At 69.4% G+C, this 18525-nt stretch carries 16 protein-coding genes; 11 read left to right on the top strand and 5 right to left on the bottom strand.

What is annotated here, in order from left to right:
• Positions 1-139: 139 nt before the first annotated feature.
• Positions 140-1372 (top strand): TIGR03862 family flavoprotein, encoded by a 1233-nt coding sequence (locus R5H19_RS16160; protein ID WP_318160067.1) that lies wholly within the window; start codon positions 140-142, stop codon positions 1370-1372.
• 9 nt (positions 1373-1381) lie between these two features.
• On the opposite strand, the gene R5H19_RS16155 is transcribed toward R5H19_RS16160, so the two are convergent.
• Positions 1382-2332 carry a LysR family transcriptional regulator gene (locus R5H19_RS16155; protein WP_318160066.1) on the bottom strand — a complete coding sequence of 317 codons (951 nt, stop codon included), beginning with the start codon at positions 2330-2332 and terminating at the stop codon, positions 1382-1384.
• 247 nt (positions 2333-2579) lie between these two features.
• Here R5H19_RS16155 and R5H19_RS16150 point away from each other — a divergent pair, with 247 nt between their 5' ends.
• From R5H19_RS16150 to R5H19_RS16140, 3 genes are read left to right on the top strand one after another with little or no spacing between them, the layout of a single operon-like run.
• Positions 2580-3713 carry a DmsE family decaheme c-type cytochrome gene (locus tag R5H19_RS16150; RefSeq protein WP_318160065.1) on the top strand — a complete coding sequence of 378 codons (1134 nt, stop codon included), beginning with the start codon at positions 2580-2582 and terminating at the stop codon, positions 3711-3713.
• A 12-nt stretch (positions 3714-3725) separates the two neighbouring features.
• Positions 3726-6341, top strand: coding sequence for an MtrB/PioB family outer membrane beta-barrel protein (locus tag R5H19_RS16145; protein WP_318160064.1), 2616 nt, complete (start codon positions 3726-3728; stop codon positions 6339-6341).
• Positions 6342-6352: 11 nt separating this feature from the next.
• On the top strand, positions 6353-7063 hold the full coding sequence (locus R5H19_RS16140) for a c-type cytochrome (protein WP_318160063.1): 711 nt from the start codon (positions 6353-6355) through the stop codon (positions 7061-7063).
• A gap of 12 nt (positions 7064-7075) precedes the next feature.
• Here R5H19_RS16140 and R5H19_RS16135 read toward each other — a convergent pair whose 3' ends face one another.
• Complete coding sequence (locus R5H19_RS16135; RefSeq protein WP_318160062.1) at positions 7076-7858, bottom strand: glutaminyl-peptide cyclotransferase; 783 nt, start codon at positions 7856-7858, stop codon at positions 7076-7078.
• 28 nt (positions 7859-7886) lie between these two features.
• Positions 7887-9266 (bottom strand): ATP-dependent RNA helicase DbpA, encoded by a 1380-nt coding sequence (gene dbpA / locus R5H19_RS16130; protein ID WP_318160061.1) that lies wholly within the window; start codon positions 9264-9266, stop codon positions 7887-7889.
• 96 nt (positions 9267-9362) lie between these two features.
• Between dbpA and folB the strand changes: the two genes are divergently transcribed.
• The 4 genes from folB to R5H19_RS16110 all read left to right on the top strand — a co-directional run bounded on the left by folB (position 9363) and on the right by R5H19_RS16110 (position 12680).
• Positions 9363-9722, top strand: a complete 360-nt coding sequence (folB, locus tag R5H19_RS16125; RefSeq protein ID WP_318160060.1) for a dihydroneopterin aldolase — start codon at positions 9363-9365, stop codon at positions 9720-9722.
• 134 nt (positions 9723-9856) lie between these two features.
• A complete protein-coding gene (locus tag R5H19_RS16120) occupies positions 9857-11122 on the top strand; it encodes a mechanosensitive ion channel family protein (RefSeq protein WP_318160059.1) in 1266 nt (421 codons plus the stop codon).
• 3 nt (positions 11123-11125) lie between these two features.
• The gene (folK, locus tag R5H19_RS16115; RefSeq protein WP_318160058.1) at positions 11126-11614 is read left to right on the top strand and encodes a 2-amino-4-hydroxy-6-hydroxymethyldihydropteridine diphosphokinase; all 489 of its coding nucleotides are present in this window, start codon (positions 11126-11128) and stop codon (positions 11612-11614) included.
• A gap of 205 nt (positions 11615-11819) precedes the next feature.
• Positions 11820-12680: a DUF6159 family protein gene (locus R5H19_RS16110; RefSeq protein WP_318160057.1), complete on the top strand. Its 861-nt coding sequence runs from the start codon at positions 11820-11822 to the stop codon at positions 12678-12680.
• A 9-nt stretch (positions 12681-12689) separates the two neighbouring features.
• On the opposite strand, the gene R5H19_RS16105 is transcribed toward R5H19_RS16110, so the two are convergent.
• Both R5H19_RS16105 and R5H19_RS16100 read right to left on the bottom strand, forming a co-directional pair.
• Positions 12690-13436 carry a pteridine reductase gene (locus R5H19_RS16105; RefSeq protein WP_318160056.1) on the bottom strand — a complete coding sequence of 249 codons (747 nt, stop codon included), beginning with the start codon at positions 13434-13436 and terminating at the stop codon, positions 12690-12692.
• Positions 13437-13506: 70 nt separating this feature from the next.
• A complete protein-coding gene (locus tag R5H19_RS16100; protein WP_318160055.1) occupies positions 13507-14256 on the bottom strand; it encodes a hypothetical protein in 750 nt (249 codons plus the stop codon).
• Positions 14257-14451: 195 nt separating this feature from the next.
• Between R5H19_RS16100 and R5H19_RS16095 the strand changes: the two genes are divergently transcribed.
• The 3 genes from R5H19_RS16095 (at position 14452) to R5H19_RS16085 (ending at position 18519) form a co-directional block, all read left to right on the top strand.
• Positions 14452-16635, top strand: coding sequence for a TonB-dependent receptor (locus R5H19_RS16095; RefSeq protein WP_318160054.1), 2184 nt, complete (start codon positions 14452-14454; stop codon positions 16633-16635).
• Positions 16636-16706: 71 nt separating this feature from the next.
• Positions 16707-17210 (top strand): DUF2938 domain-containing protein, encoded by a 504-nt coding sequence (locus R5H19_RS16090; protein WP_318160053.1) that lies wholly within the window; start codon positions 16707-16709, stop codon positions 17208-17210.
• 115 nt (positions 17211-17325) lie between these two features.
• Complete coding sequence (locus tag R5H19_RS16085) at positions 17326-18519, top strand: SAM-dependent methyltransferase (RefSeq protein WP_318160052.1); 1194 nt, start codon at positions 17326-17328, stop codon at positions 18517-18519.
• Positions 18520-18525: the final 6 nt, after the last annotated feature.

Genomic DNA, 18525 nt, shown 5'->3' with positions numbered 1-18525 from the left:
CGATTCATGCGGAAATGCTTTCCGGTGGCATGGCCTTGCCGGAAATTGCGCCAGGGCCTGTGCGTGGTCCGGCGAATGCGGTCCGGCGTTCCGCGCGTCGTCGGTGCATTCCGTGCAGGCGGCGTGCGACCATGCGCGGATGACCCGCACGGCTTCTGCCCGACTGGCGATCATCGGCGGCGGTCCGGCGGGACTGATGGCGGCCGAGGCCGCCTGCGCGGCCGGCGTGGCGGTCGACCTGTACGACGCCAAGGGTTCGGTGGGGCGGAAGCTCCTGCTGGCCGGCAAGGGCGGCCTCAACCTCACCCACGGCGAGCCGCGTGCGCGTTTCGTCGAACGCTACGGCGCGCGCCGCGAGGCGGTGGCGCGCTGGCTCGACGCGTTCGACGCGGACGCGCTGCGCGACTGGGCGCGCGGGCTGGGCGTGGAGACTTTCGTGGGCAGCTCCGGCCGGGTGTTTCCCGTCGGCCTGAAGGCGGCACCGTTGCTGCGCCGCTGGCTGCGCCGCCTGCGCGAATCCGGCGTGGCGTTCCACGTGCACCACCGTTGGCTGGGCTGGAGCGGCGACGCGCTGCACTTCGCCACGCCGCAGGGCGAACGCGTGGTGGCGGCCGATGCGGTGATCCTCGCGCTCGGCGGCGCCAGCTGGCCGCAGCTGGGTTCCGATGCGGCCTGGGTGGCGCCGTTGCGCCAGGCCGGCGTCGACCTCGCGCCGCTGCAACCGGCGAACTGCGGCTTCGAGCTGGCGTGGAGCGAGCACCTTTCCGGCCGCTTCGCCGGCGCCCCGTTGAAGCCGGTGGTGGCGCACTGGGTCGACCGCCGCGGCGTGGCCTGTTCGCGCCAGGGCGAGTTCGTGCTGAGCGTATACGGCATCGAGGGCAGCCTGATCTACGCGATCGGCGCCGAGCTGCGCGAGCAGATCCGCGAGCGTGGCGAGGCGCTGCTGCAGCTGGACCTGGTGCCCGGTCATGGCGAAGCGGCGCTTGCCGAACGCCTCGCTGCGCCGCGCGGCCGGCACAGCATCGGCGACTGGCTGCGCCGCCGCGCCGGACTGGACGCGGCGAAATGCGCGCTGGTGTTCGAACTCACCGACAAGGCCGTCCTGGCCGATCCGCCGGCGCTCGCCGCGCGGCTGAAGGCCCTGCCGCTGCGTCTGCGCGCGCCGCGTCCGGTGGCCGAAGCGATCAGCACGGCCGGCGGCGTGCGGCTGGAAGCACTGGATGAAGCGCTGATGCTGCGCGCGCGCGCCGGCGTGTTCTGCGCCGGCGAGATGCTGGACTGGGAAGCGCCCACCGGCGGCTACCTGCTCACCGCCTGTTTCGCCAGCGGCCTGCTCGCCGGTCGCGGCGCGGCACGCTGGCTGGGCGCATAGCCGCCGGCGTCAGATTGTCGACACGGGCCCCGCGTTCTCGGCCGGCATGCCTTGCTGGGTGCGGCGCAGTACCTGCGGCATGTGCCTGGCCACGAAGTCGAGGAAGCTGCGCAACGCCGGGGTGTGGCCGTGGCGCGAGGGATACACCGCGTGCACGTTGCCCGGCGGCAGCGACCACGCCGGCAGCAACGGCACCAGCCGGCCTTCGGCGATCGGTTCGCGGCATATGAACAGCGGCAATTGTGCCGCACCGACGCCGCCGAGCACCGCCTGGTACAGCACCTGCAGGTCGTCGCTGGTCAGGCTGGGGCGGTGCTCCACCTGCTGGGTGCGGCCGTCGGCGGCCTGCAGGTGCCAGAAGTGCCGGCCTTCGGCATTGATCACGCCCACGCTGGACAGGCGTTTGAGGTCCGTCGGCTGGGTCGGCTGGCCCTGTCGCCGGAGCAGTTCGGGGCTGGCCACCAGTACCTGCGGATCCATGCCGTAGCTGCGCATGACCAGGCTGGAGTCCTTGAGCGAATCGTGCACGCGGAAAGCGATGTCGTAGCCGCCGGCGATCACGTCGACCTCGTGGTGGCAGATGTCGAGATCGACCTGCACCTCGGGGTGCCGGCGCAGGAAGTCGACCAGGATCGGCGCCAGCAGCAGTTGCGCGAACAGCACCGGGCAGGCCACGTGGATGCGTCCGCGCGGCGCCGCCTGGGCTTCGTCGATGACGCGCTGGGTCTGCTCGGCGGCGGCCAGCAGCAGGCGGCATTGTTCGTAGTAGCGCTGGCCGATCTCGCTGACGTGCGAGCGTCGCGTGGTGCGCTGGATCAGCCGCACGCCGAGGCTGGTTTCCAGCCGCGCCATGCGGAAACTCAGCTGCGACTTGGCCACGCCCAGCGCCTTGCTGGCGGCGGTGAACGAACCCAGCTCCACCACCTGCACGAAGTAGTAGATGTCGGTCAGATCCTGCACGGCATGTCCCTGGACGGCGTCGGGCGAAAGGGCGGATCGGGCGAAACTGTCTTGATGCGTTGCGCAATCGTGAAGGATTGTTCGCGGATCATGGATATTAAACGCAACATGCGAGGGCTTATCAATCGCGTTGCATGGGGGAAGTATGGCGGCTCAAGGACTTGGCCGCAGGCGTCGGGGCGCGTGTCGCGCGGGATGGCGTCGGCCAGTCGCTTCGAGTGTTCACGCTAGCCAAGGGGTTCGAGCCATGCGTGCGATTCCGTTTTTTCTTGCTGCCGGGCTGTGCGCCATGCTGGGTGCGGGCGCCATGCTGCTGGGGACCCGCGACGTGCAGGCCCAGCAGGCGGTCGGCACCGCAGCGCCGGAACCGCAGGCCGCCCCGGCCGGCACCCTCAGCCAGAGCGACATCGCCCGCATGCTGCCGGCCACCGACATGGGTGCGGGTGCGGCGCGTGCCGGCCATCCGCACCAGGCGAGCATGGGCGACAGTCCGGCCACGCCGTTCGACGCCGCCTCGATCCCGGCCAATCCGCTGGCGCCGGACGCCGATGCGATCGGCGCGAAGAGCTGCGTGGCCTGCCACGCGCAGGAAAACGTGCAGGCCTCGCACACGCTGCACGTGGCCTCGTTCCGTGCCGGCGCGGCGAACACCGGCCCGCAGGCGGCCTGCGAAAGTTGCCACGGGCCGGGTTCCGAGCATGCCAAGGACCCTACCGCGCCGGGCCTGATCATCGCCTTCACCCACGATGCGAAAACCTCGCCGCAAGTCCAGGCCGGGGTGTGCCTGGCCTGCCATGCCGGTGGCGCGCGCCAGCACTGGATCGGCTCGATCCACCAGAATCGCGGGCTGTCCTGCACCGACTGCCACAACCCGATGGCGCGGCTGTCGCCGGAGGGCGTGCTGGCCAAGTCCTCGATCAACGAGGTCTGCGCCACCTGCCATCAGGACATCCGCGCCAAGTTCAACCGCCGCTCGCACATGCCGCTGCCGGAAGGGCAGATGGCCTGCACCGACTGCCACAACCCGCACGGCTCGATCACCAGGCCGCTGCTGAAGACCGACACGGTCAACGAGACCTGCTACACCTGCCACGCCGAGAAGCGCGGGCCGTTCCTGTTCGAGCACGCGCCGGTGCGCGCGAACTGCCTCAACTGCCACGACGTGCATGGCTCCAACCAGCAGACCCTGCTGGTCGCGCCGGTACCGATGCTGTGCCAGCAGTGCCACACCATGACGCTGCATCCGAACGACCTGCAGAGCGCGGCCAACCTCGGCAGCGGGCCGTTCCCCGACGAGCGCCTGATGGGCCGTGCCTGCCTCAGCTGCCACGCCAACATCCACGGCTCCAACAATCCTTCCGGACCGAAGTTCCACAAGTGACGGAGGCCGATCATGCCTGCGCAGAAAGGAAATCGCACCGCACCGAAGGCCCTGGCGCTGGGGCTGCTGGCCGGCCTGTTCGGCACGCACAGTGCGCTGGCCGGCGATACCAGCGGCAGCATGCGCGTGGGCGACATGCACTACGGCAACGCGCTTGATCCGAGCGGCTGGGCGTCGATGCTGCACCCCGCCGACCCCGACGGCACCTCGTACCTGCATGCCGGCATGCTGCGCACGCCCACCGGCGCGCTGTACCCGTACCCGCCGCAGGTCGATGAGGGCAAGCCGCTGGGGCTGGGGGACTGGAATTACGCCGGCCTGCTGCAACTCGGCTACCTGCACGTCGGCGGCGACCGCAACGCAGAGTACTTCCGCCAGTACGCCGACTGGAAGAGCGGCGCCGTGCTCGGCCTGTTCGCGCTCGAGTTCCATAACCGCCGTACCGGCCAGTACGTCGAGTTGCGCGGCAGCCGGCTCGGCGGCGACGACCAGTACTACCGCTTGCGCGCCGGCCGCTACGGCAGCTACCGCATCGAGGGCTTCTACCGCGACATGCCGCATACCGTATCGACCCGCGCCTACCCGATCTGGAACGGCGTCGGCAGCACCGACCTGACCCTGCCCGCGCCGCTGGTGGCCGGCGCCAGCACGCCGGCGCAGGTGGCCGCGGCGTCGGCCGCCGCACCCCGGCGCAGCCTCGGCCTCACCCGCACGCGCGCGGGGCTGGGCTACGAAGGCGTGCTGTACCGCAACTGGATCGGCTCCGCCGCGATCACCAACGAGAAGCGCAGCGGCACCCGCCTGTGGGGCGGCTCGATGTTCTTCAACTTCCCGTTCCCGGACAACGGCGGCATCCTGGAGACGGTGCGGCCGATCGACTTCCGCACCACCGACATCAACCTCAGCCTGCGCAACGTCGGCAAGCTGTGGCGCTTCCTCGCCACCTACAACGGTTCGTTCTTCCGCAACCACAAGGACCACCTGAACTTCGAGAGCCCGTTCGCGCTGTACAACGTGGTCGGCACGCCGCAGGTGGCCGACATCAAGGACGGCCAGTTCTCGCTGGAGCCAAACAACGATTACCACAACCTGCGGCTGGACCTGACGCGCGAACTGAAATGGAACGGCCAGTTCAGCGTGGCCGGCGCGTGGGGCACGATGCGCCAGAACGACGCGCTGCTGCCGCCGACCACCTGCACCGGCACCGGCGGCATCTACATCGCGCCGCCGGCCGACTACACCTTCCAGTGCGCGAACTGGAACACCACCGCGGCGCTGTCGCAGAAGAGCGCGAACGCGCGCATCGACACCGGCCTGTTCGACGCGCGGGTCACCTTCCGCCCCACCCCCGCGTTCGGCTGGCACGCCGGCCTGCGCTGGTATCGCGAGGACAACAAGACCCGCTACCTCGCCTACAACCCGCTCACCGGGCAGTACGGCTACATCTCCGAGAACGGCTCGCAAGGCAGTGTGGTGCCGGGCGAGACCGGCATCTTCGACCCGGCCAACCCGCTGTACTGGTCGCGCAACGTCACCGTGCGCAACGTGCCGTTCGGTTATACCGATGCGATCCTCGAACTGGGTACGGACTGGCAACTCGGCCGCAAGAGCTCGCTCGGCGTCACCTACACCTACGACCACAACCGGCCGAAGTACCGCGAGCGCAAGCGCGTGGACGAGCAGCGCATCAAGTTCGACTGGGTCAGCCGCGACGTGATCGGCGCCACCGTGCGGCTGAGCTGGGAGTACGCGAAGCGCACCGGCGACAAGTACAACTACGACCCGTACGTGCCGTTCTTCTCCAGGTCGCTGCCCGGCTTCGTCGACCCGGCCAACGGCCTGCCGGCGCACACCGTCGCCGACATGCGCAAGTACGACCTGTCCGATCGCAGCGAGAGCAAGGCGCGCGCGATCATCACCTACCCGTGGGGCGAGTCGGCCACGCTGTCGGCCACCTTCTACGGCAACCGCGACCAGTACGACGCGCTGATCGGCCGGCAGCACACCCGCACCACCGGCGCTACCGTGCAGTGGGACTGGCAGCCGACCCCGGCGACCACGGTGAACGCCTACCTCGGCGCGGAAACCTCGCGCCTGGGCATCTCCAACGTCAACGATGCCGACGGCCCGGACAACGGCGCCGTCTTCGGCACGCCCGAGCAGGTCAACCCGAATCTCGGCGGTCCGCTGTACCCGTTCGCCAACCAGTGGTGGGAACTCGACCGCGAGAGCAACCGCAACGGCGGTTTCAGCCTCCGCCACGACTTCGGCCGCGTGCGCGCCGACCTGCGCTACGACTACAACGGCTCGTTCGGCCACGTCGGCTACAGCTACGCCACCATCGGCGCGCTGGCCACCCGCGACCCCGCCTCGGTGGCCGCGGCGGCAGCGGGCTTCCCCGACAATAAATACCGCGCCAACACGCTCGACCTCGGCCTCAACTTCGCCGTCAACCGCAACCTCGGCGTGCGCCTGTTCGGCCGTTACCAGACCGGCGCCTTCAGCGACTGGCACTACGCCGGCTTTGACAACACGCTGAGCTACGACCACCGGCTGTACACCGACAAGGGTGGCCAGCTGCACTACAGCGTCAGCCTGGTCGGCGTGATGCTCAATCTCAAATTGTGAGGAGCGCCGTGATGACGTACCGCACCAGCCTCCTGGGCCTGTTCCTGCTCGGCGCGTCCGTCGTCGCGGGCGCCCCGGTGCGAGCGATGGATACGCCTGTCGCCGGTGCGTCGGCGGCCCGGGTGGTGGATCTGCGCCGCGTGCAGCCGGTCGGTGGCGACGCCCGAGCCGGCGCGGGCAAGGCCGCGGTGTGCGCGGCCTGCCACGGCGCGCAGGGGGTGGCGGTCGCGCCGAACTTCCCCAACCTGGCCGGGCAATCGGCCACCTACCTGTACGTGCAGCTGAAGTCGTTCCATGACGGCGCGCGCCACGACGCGGTGATGAGCGGCCAGGCCGCCGCGCTCAGCGACGCCGACATGCGCGACCTGGCCAGCTACTACGCCGCGCTGGCGCCGAAACCGGCCGGGCATGCCGATGCCGCCTCGCGCGGCGCGCAGCTGTACCACGCCGGCGACCCGGCCAGGGGCATCCCGCCATGCCAGGGCTGCCACGGTCCGGACGCACGGGGCCCCCGGCCGCACCCGAGCAGCGCGCCGTCGCCGCCATGGGCGAGCTGGCCGCGCCTGCGCGGGCAGCCCGCGCTGTACGTGGCCAAGGAGCTGGCCGACTTCAAGAGCGGTGCGCGCAGCGGTACCAGCAACGCGAAGGTGATGCACGGCGTGGCCGCCACGCTGGACGAGGCCGACGTGCAGGCGCTGTCCGCGTACCTCGACGCGCTGTGACGCCGCCGGCGCTCAGTGCGCGGGGCGCTTCTTCAGCAGCCGGATCTCGAACAGCTGCGGCCAGCACTTGCCGGTGACGAACAGGCGCTTGCCCTTGGCGTCCCAGGCGATGCCGTTGAGCACGTCGTCGCCGGGGTTCGGCAGCGTGCTGATGTCGAACAGGCCGGCGAGGTCGATCCAGCCCACCACGTGGCCGCTGGCCGGGTCGATCCGCGCGATGCGGTCGGTCAGCCACACATTCGCGTAGATCTCGCCGTCGACCCATTCCAGCTCGTTGAGGTTCTCGACCGGCGCGCCGTCGGCGGTGACGTGGATGCGGCGCACCACCTCCAGTGTTTCCGGGTCCAGCACGCGCAGCACCGGCGTGCCGTCGCTCATGTACAGATGGCTGTCGTCGCGGGTCAGCGCCCAGCCCTCGCCCGCGTAGTTGAACTGGCGTTGCGGCGTGAAGCTGGCCAGGTCGTAGACGAAGCCGGTGCCGCTCTGCCAGGTGAGCTGCACCAGGCGGTCCTTCCAGTCGATGATGCCTTCGCCGAAGTACTGCTTCGGCAGGCGATGGCGCTGCACCACTTCGCCCGTCTCCAGCGCCACCTTGCGCACGCTCGACTGGCCGAGCTGGCCGGTGCTCTCGTAGAGGTAGCCGTCCTTGTAGAACAGGCCCTCGGTGTAGGCGCCGGTGTCGTGCGGGTAGGCATGCACGACCCGGTAGCCGTAGACCGGGATGTCTGCGGCGTGCGCGGTCGCGCTGCCGGCGAGCAGGGCGCAGGTGAGGAGGCGGAGGGACCAGCGCGGCATCGGGTCGGTTTCCGGAGGCAAGGGCCGCCTAGCCTAGCGGACGCACGCGGAAGTTGCGTCCCTTGATCTTGCCTGCGCGCAGGCGCTCCAGCGCCTTGTTTGCCAGTGCGCGGCCGATCGCCACGTAGGCGCGGGTGGCGAACACGTCGATCTTGCCGATGTCCTTCGCCTCCAGCCCGGCCTCGCCGGTGAGCGCGCCGAGGATGTCGCCGGGGCGCAGCTTGTCCTGCCGGCCGGCGTCGATCACCAGGGTCTTCATCGGCGCCAGGCGCAGGGTCTTGCCGCGCGCTGGCGCGATCTTCAGCGTGCGCCACGCCAGCGGCGCGCCGCCGAGTTCCTCGATGTTCGCCGCCTTCGGCCGCTCGCGCGGCGTGCACAGGGTGATCGCCAGGCCCGCTTCGCCGGCGCGGCCGGTGCGGCCGATGCGGTGGGTGTGGGTGTCCGGGTCGTGCGCCACGTCGTAGCTCAGCACCAGCGGCAGCGCGACGATGTCGAGGCCGCGTGCGGCCACGTCGGTGGCCACCAGCACGTTGCAGCTCTTGTTGGCGAAGCGCAGCAGCACCTCGTCGCGGTCGCGCTGCTCCATGTCGCCGTGCAGGGCCAGTGCGGAGTAGCCGCGGCGGTCGAGTTCCTGCGCCACCGCGTCCACGTCGCGGCGCATGTTGCAGAACACCAGCGCGTGCTGGCCGCGCTCGCCGGCCAGCAACTGCGCCAGCGCATCGAGCTTGTGCGCGGGCTCCACCTCGATGAACTGCTGCTCGATCGCTGGCTTCTGCTCGGCCGGCGCGTCCACCGTGACCACCACCGGATCCTTCTGCACGCGCTGGCTCACCGTGCGGATCTCGTCCGGGTAGGTGGCCGAGAACAGCAGGGTCTGATGATGCTTGGCGATGCGCCCGATGATGTCGTCGATGGCTTCGGCAAAGCCCATGTCGAGCATGCGGTCGGCCTCGTCCAGCACTAGCACCTTGATCCCGCCGCCATGCAGGCTGCCGCGTTTCAGATGTTCCTGCACGCGGCCGGGCGTGCCCACCACGATGTGCGGATCGTGCGTGAGCGAGGCCAGCTGCGGGCCCAGCGGCATGCCGCCGCACAGGGTCAGCAGCTTCACGTTCGGGATGTTCGCGGCGAGCTTGCGGATCGCCTTGCTGACCTGGTCGGCCAGCTCGCGGGTGGGGCACAGCACCAGCGCCTGCAGGCGGGTCGTGTCTGCGTCCAGCGCCTGCAGCAGGCCCAGCCCGAACGCGGCGGTCTTGCCGCTGCCGGTCTGCGCCTGCGCGATCACGTCGCGCCCCTGCAGCATCGGCGGCAGGCTTTGCGCCTGCACCGGGGTCATCTCGGCGTAGCCGAGCGTCTGGACACTGGCGAGCAGGGCGGGCTTGAGCGGGAGCGTGCTGAAGGCAGTCATGCGCCCATGATCGCATGGCGACCGGCGCGCCACGGGCTTGCATCCGGCCGCGGGCTCGCGGACCCTGTACGACCTGTCGCCCCAGTGACCGCCATCATGGATACCGTTTTCATCGAAGACCTGCGCATCGACGCCGTCATCGGCATCTACGATTGGGAGCGCCGCGTGCGACAGACGCTGTCGTTCGACATCGAGATGGCGTTCGACAACACCGTGCCGGCGGTCAGCGACGACATCGCGCTGACGCTGAACTACAAGGACGTATCCAAGCGCCTGATCGGCTACGTGGAGGCCTCCGACTTCGGCCTGGTCGAGACGCTGGCCGAACGCTGCGCGGCGATCATCCGCGAGGAGTTCGGGGTGAGCTGGCTGCGCCTGAAGCTGTCCAAGCCGGGCGCGGTGCGCGGCGCGAAGGCGGTGGGCGTGTGCATCGAGCGCGGTACGCGGCCGCTCTAGCTTTTTCGCCGGCGGTTGTGTCGCTGGCGGAATGTCCCCATCCTTGCATGCAGGCCAGGCGCCTGCCGCGGTTCATGCCGCCCCGTCCTGCCCGCTGATCACGGTGCGGGCGCCGAGCCGACAGGAACGAATTGATGCAAACCCTGCAAAACCTTCTCGAGCATCCCTGGATGCACACCGCGATGGGTGTGCTGGCGCTGCTGGCGCTGGCCTGGTTGGCCGGCCAGCTGGTGCGCCGGCTGCTGCTGCGCGTGGTGCGCGGAATCACCCGGCGAACTGCGTGGCGGTGGGACGATGCCTTGTTCAGGCGGCACACTTTCCTGTGGCTGGCGCGGATGGTGCCGGCGTTGGTGATCCAGTTCGGCATCGTGCTGGTGCCGAACGTGCCGGCCGGTGTCGAGGCGGCGGTCACCCGGCTGATGACGGCGCTGCTGGTGCTGTTCGTGGCGATGGCGGTCAGTGCGGCGTTGTCTGCGCTCGAGGATCTCTACCGCGAGACACCGCGCGGCCAGCAGCGCTCGATCAAGGGCATGCTGCAGCTGATCAAGATCGGGCTGTTCATCGTGGCCGCGCTGGTCGTCGTCGCGTCGATCACCGGCCGCCAGGTCGGCCTGCTGCTGTCGGGCGTCGGTGCGATGTCGGCGGTGCTGATGCTGGTCTTCAAGGACACCATCCTCGGCTTCGTGGCCGGCGTGCAGCTGTCGTCGAACGACATGCTGCGGGTCGGCGACTGGATCGAGATGCCGCAGTTGAACGCCGACGGCGACGTGATCGACATCGCCTTGCACACGGTCAAGGTGCGCAACTGGGACAAGACCATCACCAGCATTCCCAGCTGGCGGCTGATCTCCGACTCGTACAAGAACTGGCGCGGCATGCAGGAAACCGGCGGGCGGCGGATCAAGCGCGCGCTGCATATCGACGCGGCCAGCGTACATTTCCTGGGCGAACCGGCGTTGCGGCGCCTGTCCTCGCTGCGCCTGCTGGCAGAGTACCTGCCGTCGAAGGAGCAGGAGGTGGCGCAATGGAACCAGGCCCAGGGCCATGCGGCCGAAGTGCCCGCGAATCGCCGTCGGCTGACCAACCTGGGCACGTTCCGCGCCTATGTACAGGCTTATCTGGACGACCATCCGCAGATCCACCACGGACTGAGCTGCATGGTGCGCCAGCTGGCCAGCGGGCCGCAGGGTATTCCGCTGGAGTTGTACTGCTTCACCGCCACGGTGAACTGGGCCGAATACGAGGGCATCCAGGCCGATATCTTCGACCATCTGTTCGCGCTGCTGCCGGAGTTCGGGCTGGCGCTGTACCAGCAGCCGTCGGGACAGGACGTGCGCGCGCTGCTGGCCGCGCCCGAGCCGCCTGCCGGCCGCCGGCTCGCTGGTACGGTCGGGGGATAAACCATGGCACGTGTCTACCTGAGCCTGGGCTCCAATCTCGAACCACGGCGTCACCTGTCTGCGGCGATCAGCGAGTTGCGCGGGCGCTTCGGCGATATCGTCGTGTCACCGGCCTATCGCAGCGCGCCGGTGGGTTTCGACGGTGCGGATTTCGTCAATCTCGCCGTGGGACTGGATACCGATCTGCCGCCCGAGGCCTTGAACGACTGGCTGCACGCGCTGGAGGATCGCCACGGCCGCCGCCGCGACGTGCCGCGCTACTCGGACCGCACGCTGGACGTCGACATCGTGTTCTACGACGCGCTGGTGCTCGACGGTCCGGGCCACCTGCAGGTCCCGCGCAATGAGCTGCAGCACGCGTTTGTGCTGCGGCCGATCGCCGACATTGCGCCGACGTTCCGGCACCCGGTCAGCGGCTTGAGCATGGCTGAGCTGTGGGCGGCGTTCCCGGCCGCAAGCGAGCCGCTGCAGGTCGAGTCGCTGGCGGACTGACGAGGCGCACTGTCGCGCACGTCGGGCGGATGCTAGAAAGAGCGTGCCACGCCAATTCGGGTTCATTCTGTAGGGCGGGCAATGCCCGCCGCCCTTCATCATGACCGGGCAAGAAGCCGGCGGGCAGTGCCCGCCCTACGCATCAGGTGGAAGTGGGGTTGTTCTGCAGCCCCGATTCACGATCAACGGATCAAGGGGAATACGCATGGCCGGGAAATTTGCACGCAGTTGGGCGTTGCTGAAGGCGAGCGCGGTGGTGTTGCGTTCGGACAAGTCGTTGCTGGTGTTCCCGCTGCTGTCGGGACTGTGCACGCTGTTGGTGGCGGCGAGTTTCCTGATCCCGGTCGGCCTGATGGTGATCGGCAACGAGCACGCCGGCGAGCCGTTCGGGCAGGGCATGTCCGCGGGCGCCTACCTGCTGATGTTCGGTTTCTACCTGGTGCAGTACTTCGTGATCATCTTTTTCCAGACCGCGCTGACCGGCGTGGCGCTGATGCACCTGCGCGGCGAGCCGACCAGCGTGGGTGCCGGCTTCGCGCTGGCCCGCGCGCGGCTGCCGCAGATCCTCGGCTACGCGCTGATCGCCGCCACCGTCGGCCTGCTGTTGCGAATGGTCCAGGAGCGGCTCGGCCTGATCGGCCGGCTGGTGGTGGGCTTCATCGGCCTGGCCTGGACCGTGGCCACTTTCCTGGTGGTGCCGGTGCTGGCCAGCGAGGGCACGGGCCCGGTCGATGCCGTGAAGCGCAGCGTGGAACTGCTCAAGCGCAGCTGGGGCGAGAACCTGATCGGCAACGGCGGCATCGGCGTGGTGTTCGGCCTGCTGATGGTGCTGGCGGTGCTGCTCGGTGCGGCCCTGATCGGCGGCGCGGTCGCGTTGCAGTCGGCCGTGGCGGTCGTGCTGGCGGTGGCCATGGTGGTGCTGGGGCTGACCCTGCTCGGCCTGATCCAGGCGTCGCTGCAGGGCATCTATTCGGCCGCGCTGTACCGCTACGCGGAAGCGGGCGAAGCCAGCATCAGTTTCGACCAGGCGTTGCTGCAGCAGGCTTTCGTGCCGAAGAAGAAATAGCCGCAAAACTCACACCGACAACGTGCGCCCGCCATCCACCCGGATGATCTGTCCGGTGACGAACGGCGCATCGCGCAGCAGCCACAGCACCGCGCCGGCCACGTCCTCCGGCGCGCCGGCGCGCTGCAGCGGCGTGCGCTCCAGCATCGCCTGCTGGTCGGCGTACGGCTTGCCGTCGCTGGGCCACAGCACGGCGCCGGGCGCCACGCCGTTGACGCGGATCTCCGGCCCCAGTTCCAGCGCCAGCGAACGGGTCATCGCGGCCAGTGCGGCCTTCGCCATGCAGTACACGGCGTGTTCCGCCAGCGGCCGCTCGGCGTAGATGTCGATCATGTTGACGATGCCGCCGCGCGCCGCGCGCAGCGCCGGGATCGCCGCCTGGCTGAGGAAGAACGGCGCCTGTGCGTTGGAGGCGAACAGCGCGTTCCATTGCTGCGGTGTTGCCGTGCCCAGCGGGGTGGGGAAGAACGCCGAGGCGTTGTTGACCAGTGCGTCGAGCCGACCGTAGTGCGCCAGCAGGCGTTCGATCATCGCCGGCAGGGCCGGCAGCTCGGCCAGCTCGGCCTGCAGCAGCAAGGTGCTGCCGCCGCGTCGGCGTTCCAGTTCGTCGGCCAGCGCGCGGGCGTCGTCGGCGGAGTGGCGATAGTGCAGGGCGAGGTCATAGCCGGCCGCGTGCAGCGTGCGCGCGGTCACCGCGCCGACGCGTCGGCCGGCGCCGGTGATCAGCGCGACGGGACGATCATGGCGTGGTGGCATGCAGCGGCTCCGGTGGTCCTCCGGCATGCAGCTTGCCGCAAAGCCGCGATGGCGTCATCCGCAGCGCGTGCTATCCGCCTTCCGGCTTGAACGGTTTCCGGCCGGCGACCTTGCGTGCCGTGCCGGCGATCCTGCGCGCGGCGCTGCCCACCGCCGTGTCGACCAGCGCATCGACCACGCGGCGTCCTGGCTTTGGTTTCGCGCCTTCGTCCATGCCCTCGACGGTGATGCCGCTCTCGAACATCTCGATCGCGGTGCCGGCGACCTGTCCGGTGTCGTAATACGCGTAGGCACCCACGCCAAGCGCGCCGATCACCGGCAGCCAGCGCGAGGCACCCTTGCCGAGCGTGCGCTGGGTGAGCTTGATGCCGATCTGTCTGGCGACGCGCTCGGCCACGCCCCAGGACATCCGCTGGAACACCAGCCGGTCGCCCATGCGCACCACCAGGTCGCGGAACGCCTGCGCCGCGGTGTGGCGGAACAGGCACCACATCATCTGCTCGCGCCCGAGGCTGGCATGGCGGCCGTAGGCGGCGGCGATGTCGCTGACCATCTGCGCCTGGATCTTCCAGATCGCGACCATTTCCGGCAGCAGGGTCAGCCAGCCCAGTGGCCCCGGCGGCAGCGCCAGCGAGCCGGCCGCGAGTGCGGCGTGTCGGGCGGCGCGGTTGGCCAGCCGGCGCGCCTCGTCGGCGGGGGCCTGGCTGTTGCCGACCTCGCTGTCGGGCACCTGGCTGACGAAATCCAGGATCGCCTCGGTGATCCGGCCGTGCTCGGCTGGTGCGATGACGGCGGGTACCTGTCGGCTGGACTGGCTCATGCGTGGCTCCGTGGGATGCAGCGGGTGCTGGATGCGGCATGCGTGCTTGCAGTCTAGGGCCGCCGCATGAAGCGTTGATCAACGGCGCTCCCGCCGGTGGGCATGACTTCCGGCGCAGGCGTGGCGGAAAATTCTCCAGTAATGTTATAACATTACAATACAAGAACCTCCTGCTGCCCCTGCCTGGAACTGCCGATGAAACTTTCCCTGCTCGCCTTGAGTCTGGCCGCCGCCCTGGGCACGGTCGCCGTCCACGCCACCGGCACGACGCCGTCGATGCCTGCCGACGCCCCCGCCGACGCCGCGAACGGGGGCGATCCGAGCGCCAGCGGCAGCCGCAACAAGCAGCCCAAGGTACAGGACCTGGGTGCGGTCTCGGTCTCGGCTGCGCTGGACCAGGCGCGCAATGCGTTGTCGCCGGATACCGGCAGCAGCCAGTACGTGATCGACCACAAGGCGATCGCGCAATTGCCGCTGGGCGCGTCCACGCCGATGAACCAGGTGCTGCTGCAGGCGCCGGGCGTGGTGCAGGATTCGTACGGCGGCCTGCACGTGCGCGGCGACCATGCGAACCTGCAGTACCGCATCAACGGCGTGATCATCCCCGAGTCGATCGGCGGCTTCGGCCAGAGCCTCGATGCGCGCATGATCGACAACGTGAAGCTGCTCGACGGCGCGCTGCCGGCGCAGTACGGCCTGCGCACGGCGGCGGTGGTCGACATCACCACGAAGAGCGGCCACGACCTCGGCAACGGCGGCAGCGTCGGCATCACCGGCGGCAGCAACGCCACGCTCAATCCGAGCGCGTCGGTGTGGGGCAGCCACGATCGCTGGAGCTGGTTCTTCACCGGCAGCTACATGGAAAACGATGCAGGCATCGAGAATCCCGCGCCGAGCAAGAAACCGATCCACGACCGCACCCACCAGGTGAAGGGCTTCGGCGACATCAGCTACCTGATCGACGACGACACCCGCCTGAGCTTGCTGTTCGGCGTGGCCAACAACCGCTTCCAGATTCCCAACCGGCCCGGGCAAATGCCGCAATTCGGCTATCTGGATACGGTCGACTTCAACTCCGCCGACCTCGACGGCCGCCAGCGCGAGGACACCCGCTTCGGCGTGCTGGCGCTGCAGGGCAAGCTGGGCGCGACCGACTACCAGCTGTCGGCAGGTCAGCGCTACAGCAGTCTCGCCTACACGCCGGACCGGATCGGCGAGCTGATGTTCAACGGCGTCGCCTCTGCCGTCGACCGCAACAGCCGCGCCAGCACCCTGCAGGCGGATTTCTCCACTCCGCTTGGCAACCGCCACACCCTGCGTTACGGCATCTGGGGCAGCTTCGAGCGTGCTGTCAGCGGCAACGACGCCTGGGTGTTCCCGGCCGACGCCGACGGCAACCAGGCCAGCACCACGCCGATCAACATCCTCGACGGCAGCCGCCTCGTCGCGAAGACCTGGTCGGCCTACGTGCAGGACGAGTGGAGCATCGGCAACACGTGGACGCTGAACGTCGGCCTGCGCGGCGACCGCTACCGGCTGGTACGCAGCGAGAGCCAGCTGAGCCCGCGCCTGGGCCTGGTGTGGCAGGCCACCGGCAGCACCACCGTGCACGCCGGCTACTCGCGCTATTTCACCCCGCCGGCCACCGAGATGATCGCCAGCAGCAACATCGCCAAGTTCGACGGCACCACCAACGCCGTGGCGGATACCGGCAACAACACGCCGCTGGCCGAGCGCGCGGACTATTTCGATGTCGGCGTCTCGCAGAACCTCGGCACGGCCTGGACCGTCGGCGTGGACGCCTATTACCGCAAGGTGCAGCGCCTGCAGGACGATGGCCAGTTCGGCTCGGCGCTGGTCTACTCCACCTTCAACTACGCCGCGGGCCGGGTGAAGGGCCTGGAGTTCACCGCCAACTACGAGCAGGGGCCACTGTCCGCATGGTTCAACGCGTCGCTCGGCAAGGCCATCGGCAAGCGCATCATCACCAGCCAGTACAACTTCGCCCCGGAGGATCTGGACTGGGTGAACGCACACTGGATCTTCCTCGACCACGACCAGAAGCTGACCTCTTCCGGCGGCTTCAGCGTCGCGCTGGACGACGCCACCCGGGTCGGCGCGAACTACCTGTTCGGCGGCGGCCTGCGCAAGGACGGCGCGGTGCCCAACGGCGCCTCGCTGCCGGCGTACTTCCAGCTGAACCTCAGCGTGGCGCATGATTTCGCCTTCGAGCGCTTCGGCGGGCTGCACGCCCAGCTGGCGCTGATCAACGCGCTGGATCGCACCTATGAACTGCGCGATGGCAGCGGCATCGGCGTCGGTGCGCCCCAGTTCGGCCCGCGCCGCGGCGTGTACCTGAGCCTGCAGAAGGATTTCTGAGGCGGGCATGACCCGGCTCCCGGTTTGCCGGCCTGTCGTCGGCGTTGCCATGAAAAGCGGAGTAGCGATGCATGTCTGAAGCGTGGGAGCTGGCTGTACGGATCGTGTGGATCGGTGGTGGTGCCACGCTTGCGACCGATCTGTGGGCGAGCCTGCTGAAGTACGCGTTCGGTGTCCCCTTGCCGGACTGGCGCATGGTCGGCCGCTGGATCGGCCACATGCCGGGTGGCCGCTTCGTGCATCGGAGCATGGCCCGCGCCGCACCGGTGCGCGGCGAACTGGCCATCGGCTGGATCACCCATTACGCGACCGGCATCGTTTACGCGGCGATGCTGGTCGCCCTTGCGGGATCCGCATGGGCGCGACAACCGAGCCCGCTGCCGGCGCTGCTGTTCGGGCTCGCCACGGTGGCCTTTCCGTTCCTGCTGATGCAGCCGTGCATGGGCGCCGGGTTCGCCGCCTCGAACACGCCGGCGCCGCATCGGGCGCGCCTGCGCAGCGTGTCGACCCATGCCGTCTTCGGCGCGGGCCTTTACTTCGCCGCACTGATCGCGGCGTGGTGGATGCCGGGCTGACTGCCGGCGTGTCGCGGCGGACGCGTCGCCTGCGGCACGCCGCGCCCGTTTCCTTCAGGCCTGGCGGCAAATGCATCCGCTATGCTTGCCGCGTTTTTCATCACCGGCAACCGTCATGCCTTCCCGTCTCCCCGAACCCAGCGCCGACGAACGCGCCCATTCCGACCGCCTGCTGCAGCTGCTGCGCGAGCAGATCGCCTCGCACGGGCCGATGCCGTTCTCGCAGTACATGGAGCGTTGTCTGTACGCGCCGGGGCTGGGCTACTACAGCGCCGGGCGCACCAAGTTCGGCGCGGCCGGCGATTTCGTCACTGCGCCGGAACTGGGCGGCCTGTTTGCCGGCTGCGTGGTCAACGCGGTGCAGCCGGTGCTGGCGATGCTGGGCGACCAGGCGGATTTCCTCGAACTGGGTGGCGGCAGCGGCGCGTTCGCCGAGGCGGCGCTGCAGGCGCTGGCCGCCAGCGGCACGCTGCCGCGGCGCTATCTGATTCTGGAGCCCAGCGCCGATCTGCGCGAACGCCAGCGCGAGCGCCTTGCCGCGAAGCTGCCGACCGAACTCAATGCACGCGTGGCCTGGCTGGACCGTCCTCCGGAGCAGGACTGGCGCGGCGTGCTGTTCGCCAACGAGGTGATCGACGCGCTGCCGGCCACGCGCTTTGCGATGCGTCAGGGCGAGGTCTACGAGGAGTATGTGGCGCTCGACGGCGAAGGCCGGCTGATCCGCGTCGACCGCCCCGCCGATGCGCTGGTGGCCGGTGCGGTGCGCCACGTCGAGCGCGATCTCGGCGTGGAGTTCGCCGACGGCTACCGCTCGGAGATCCTGCCGCAGCTGCCGTACTGGATCCAGGCGGTGGCCGGCGCGCTGGTTGCCGGGCTGATGCTGTTCGTCGACTACGGCTACGTGCGTCGCGAGTACTACCTGCCCGAACGCGACGACGGCACGCTGATGGCGCACTACCGCCACCACGCGCACGACGATCCGCTGTACTTGCCTGGGCTGAACGACCTCACCGCCTCGGTCGACTTCACCGCGCTGGCCGAGGCCGGCAACAGCGCCGGCTTCGGCGTGGCGGGCTACCTGCCGCAGGCGCAGTTCCTGATCGGCGCCGGCCTGCAGGACGTGTTCGAGCGCGAGCAGGCGAACATCGCCGACGAGCACGGTCGCTACCGGCTGGCCCAGCAGGCGAAGCGGTTGATGCTGCCCGAGCAGATGGGCGAGCGCTTCCAGGCCATGTTGCTGGCGCGCGGCCTTGATGCGCTGCCGCTGCCGGCCGAGCTGCTCGCCGCCGACCAGGGCGGCCGGCTCTGATCGACG

The sequence above is a fragment of the Rhodanobacter sp. KK11 genome, assembly GCF_033345435.1.
In the GTDB taxonomy this organism is placed as follows: Bacteria; Pseudomonadota; Gammaproteobacteria; order Xanthomonadales; family Rhodanobacteraceae; genus Rhodanobacter.
Note: the sequence above shows the minus strand (reverse complement) of the source record. Positions and strands in the feature narration are given on the sequence as shown.

Excerpts from the sequence above, each read along its gene's own strand:
- R5H19_RS16105 (WP_318160056.1), bottom strand. The coding sequence starts at position 13,436 with ATGCCACCACGCCATGATCGTCCCGTCGCGCTGATCACCGGCGCCGGC.
- R5H19_RS16135 (WP_318160062.1), bottom strand. The coding sequence starts at position 7,858 with ATGCCGCGCTGGTCCCTCCGCCTCCTCACCTGCGCCCTGCTCGCCGGC.
- folB (WP_318160060.1), top strand. The coding sequence starts at position 9,363 with ATGGATACCGTTTTCATCGAAGACCTGCGCATCGACGCCGTCATCGGC.
- R5H19_RS16110 (WP_318160057.1), top strand. The coding sequence starts at position 11,820 with ATGGCCGGGAAATTTGCACGCAGTTGGGCGTTGCTGAAGGCGAGCGCG.
- R5H19_RS16085 (WP_318160052.1), top strand. The coding sequence starts at position 17,326 with ATGCCTTCCCGTCTCCCCGAACCCAGCGCCGACGAACGCGCCCATTCC.
- R5H19_RS16095 (WP_318160054.1), top strand. The coding sequence starts at position 14,452 with ATGAAACTTTCCCTGCTCGCCTTGAGTCTGGCCGCCGCCCTGGGCACG.
- folK (WP_318160058.1), top strand. The coding sequence starts at position 11,126 with ATGGCACGTGTCTACCTGAGCCTGGGCTCCAATCTCGAACCACGGCGT.
- R5H19_RS16145 (WP_318160064.1), top strand. The coding sequence starts at position 3,726 with ATGCCTGCGCAGAAAGGAAATCGCACCGCACCGAAGGCCCTGGCGCTG.
- R5H19_RS16160 (WP_318160067.1), top strand. The coding sequence starts at position 140 with ATGACCCGCACGGCTTCTGCCCGACTGGCGATCATCGGCGGCGGTCCG.
- R5H19_RS16150 (WP_318160065.1), top strand. The coding sequence starts at position 2,580 with ATGCGTGCGATTCCGTTTTTTCTTGCTGCCGGGCTGTGCGCCATGCTG.
- R5H19_RS16090 (WP_318160053.1), top strand. The coding sequence starts at position 16,707 with ATGTCTGAAGCGTGGGAGCTGGCTGTACGGATCGTGTGGATCGGTGGT.
- R5H19_RS16120 (WP_318160059.1), top strand. The coding sequence starts at position 9,857 with ATGCAAACCCTGCAAAACCTTCTCGAGCATCCCTGGATGCACACCGCG.
- R5H19_RS16140 (WP_318160063.1), top strand. The coding sequence starts at position 6,353 with ATGACGTACCGCACCAGCCTCCTGGGCCTGTTCCTGCTCGGCGCGTCC.
- dbpA (WP_318160061.1), bottom strand. The coding sequence starts at position 9,266 with ATGACTGCCTTCAGCACGCTCCCGCTCAAGCCCGCCCTGCTCGCCAGT.
- R5H19_RS16100 (WP_318160055.1), bottom strand. The coding sequence starts at position 14,256 with ATGAGCCAGTCCAGCCGACAGGTACCCGCCGTCATCGCACCAGCCGAG.